At 63.7% G+C, this 2,825-nt stretch carries 2 protein-coding genes; both read right to left on the bottom strand.

Features of this window, described 5'->3' with window-relative positions; genetic code table 11:
• A partial coding sequence (locus AD668_RS28250; protein ID WP_053164488.1) for an RND family transporter occupies positions 1-1,766 on the bottom strand: 1,766 nt, incomplete at its 3' end.
• Between the two features lie 16 nt (positions 1,767-1,782).
• The gene (locus AD668_RS28245) at positions 1,783-2,820 is read right to left on the bottom strand and encodes a YCF48-related protein (RefSeq protein ID WP_053164491.1); all 1,038 of its coding nucleotides are present in this window, start codon (positions 2,818-2,820) and stop codon (positions 1,783-1,785) included.
• Positions 2,821-2,825: the final 5 nt, after the last annotated feature.

Genomic DNA, 2,825 nt, shown 5'->3' with positions numbered 1-2,825 from the left:
TCCGGGGAGTTGACCGAGGCTTGCTGCGCGGCGTAGTTGAGCACGTCCTGGTTGCGCTGGATGCTGTTGAGCTTGGGGTTGCCTTCATAAGTACCGGCGGTGATCTGGCGTACCGCGTTGACCAACGACGAGGTCGCCTGCACGCCCGGATACTGTTGCAGCTCCCAGGCCAGACGATCGGCCAGCACCAGGGTCTTGTAGTTCAGACAGCCTTCCGGTGCGGTCTTGATCATCACCGCGAACAGGTCGCTGGACAGCGCGTAATGCTGGGTGATGTAGGCGTTGTCGCGGTTGTAGCGCGAGTCGGCGCGCAGCTCCGGCGCCCCGCTTTCCAGATCGCCGATCTTCAGGTCAAGGCTGACCACGAAACCGCCGATGCCCATCAACACCGCGACCAGCACGGCGCCGGTGGCCCACTTGGCCGTGGTGAAGCGATCGAGCGCGTCCCACAGTTTGCCGAAGCCTTTGTGCTTCTCGGCGCGGTTGTCGATTTTCAGCGCACGCTCGGCGGCTTTCGCGCCGACACCGACGTAAGACAATGCCACTGGCATCAGCAACAGCGAGGTGAAGATCAGCACCGCGACACCGATGCTGGCGGTGATCGCCAGGTCCTGGATGACCGGGATGTCGATCAGCATCAGCACCGCGAAGCCCACGGCGTCGGCCAGCAGCGCGGTGACCCCGGCGATGAACAGACGGCGGAAGGTGTAGCGCGCGGCGATCAGTTTATGGGTGCCACGGGCGATGTCCTGCATGATGCCGTTCATCTTCTGCGCGGCGTGGGACACGCCGATGGCGAAGATCAGGAACGGCACCAGCACCGAGTACGGATCGATGGCGTAACCGAGCCAGGCGACGATGCCCAGTTGCCAGACCACCGCAACCAGCGAGCAGCCGACCACCAGCAGGGTGCTGCGCACGCAACGGGTGTAGGCATAGATGATGATCAGCGAGGTGACCACGGCCAGGCCGAAGAACATCATCACCTGGATCAGGCCGTCGATCAGGTCGCCCATCAGTTTGGCGAAGCCGATCACCCGGACTTTGTAATGGCCGCTGCCTTCGACCCCGGATTTACGCGCCGCGCTGTCGCCGGCGTATTCGATCTTGTCGCGCAACTGCTCTTCGAGCATCTGCGAGAAGGCGTGGTAGTTGATGCGTTGGCCGCCGGCGGCGGCCTTGTCCATCAGCGGCACGATCAGCATGGTCGACTTGAAATCGCTGGCCACCAGGCTGCCGACGATACCGGCACGGGAGATGTTCTGGCGCAGCTGTTCAATGTCCGAAGGCGAGCCCTGATAACTGTCGGGCATCACCGGGCCACCCTGGAAACCGTCCTCGGTGACTTCGGTCCAGCGCACGGCCGGGCTCCACAGCGACTTCATCCACGCACGGTCGACGCCTTCGGTGAGGAACAGCTGGTCGTTGACCTGCTTGAGCACATCGAGGTAAGCGGGGTCGAAAATATCGCCCTGGGTGTTCTCGACCACCACCCGCACCGAGTTGCCCAGGCCGCGCAGTGAAGCGCGGTTTTCCAGGAAGTTCTGGATGTAGGGCTGGCTCTGCGGAATCATTTTTTCGAAACTTGGCCGCAACTCCAGGCGCGTCACGGCCATGAAACCCAGGACCACGGTGGCCAGCGCCATCAGCAGCATGAACAGCGGGCGGTAGTTGAACACCAGCCGTTCGAGGAGGTTGCCGGAGCGTTGGTCGAAATCGCGCAGTTCGCGAATCACCGGCATGGCGTCTTGTTTGATATTGCCCATGTCTGGGTTCTCGCTCTTAGGGTTCGAGGGCTGGATCGACGGTCAGCGTCTGGGCGCCGCGGCTGCCCGCGACCACCAGTGCACCATCGGCGGACTGGGTGGCGCCGGCAACCGGTGCGCGCGCCGGTTGCTGCGTCAGACGCATTTGCGCGCCAGTCCCTTGGCTGACCAGCATCTGCCCGCCCTGGGTGAACAGGCGGTAATGGCCACGGGCATCGATCAGGCCGGCGGTGATGCTGACGTGCAGGCCGCTGTCCAGCGCGGTCCAGTTCTGGCCGCCGTCGGTGCTGCGCAACACGTTGCCGCGCAAGCCATACACCAGCACTTCGCCGGGCTGGCCGACGACACCGAAGAAGCTGCCTTGATACGGCGTTGGCACGGCGGCGAAACGCTGGGCGCTGTCATCCCATTTGAGCAACAGGCCTTGCTCGCCAGCGATGTACACACTGTCGCCGGTGGAGGCGATGGCGTTGAGGTGGAAACCCTGGGGGTTCTCGGTGCGGTCCTGATACGGCGTCCATGTCTGGCCACCGTCGTCGGTGCGCAGGATCAGGTTGAACACGCCGACCACGTAGCCGGTTTTTTCGTTGGCGAACCAGACGCCGAGCAGCGGTTTGTCCGCGCCCTGATCGGCTAGTCGTTGGCCTTCCATAGCCAACTGGGGCCATTGCTCGTTGCTCGGCTCGGCACTCGCCAAAGCCGTGTAATGCTTGACCAGCAAGGCGCCGATCTGACGACCGTCGAGTTGTTTTTGCCAGGTCGCGCCGGCGTCGCTGCTGTGCAGCACCACGCCGTCGTTACCCACCGCCCAGCCTTGGGTGGCTGTCGGAAAATTCACCGCAGTGAGGTCGGCACTGGCCGGCACGGCGGCCTGTTGCCAGTGCTTTGCAGAATCATCGGAAAACAGAATATGGCCACGCTGGCCGACGGCAATCACGCGCTCACCGGCGCGGGTCATGCCCGACAGCGGGCTGTTGATGGCCAAGGCACTGACCCTGGCAGGCAGGTCCAGCACGTCGACATATTCGGCCGCCTGGGTGACGCCCTGCGACAGGCAGA

The organism is Pseudomonas sp. P1.8, assembly GCF_001269805.1.
Taxonomy (GTDB): domain Bacteria; phylum Pseudomonadota; class Gammaproteobacteria; order Pseudomonadales; family Pseudomonadaceae; genus Aquipseudomonas.
This window is presented reverse-complemented; position numbering and strand designations above follow the sequence as displayed.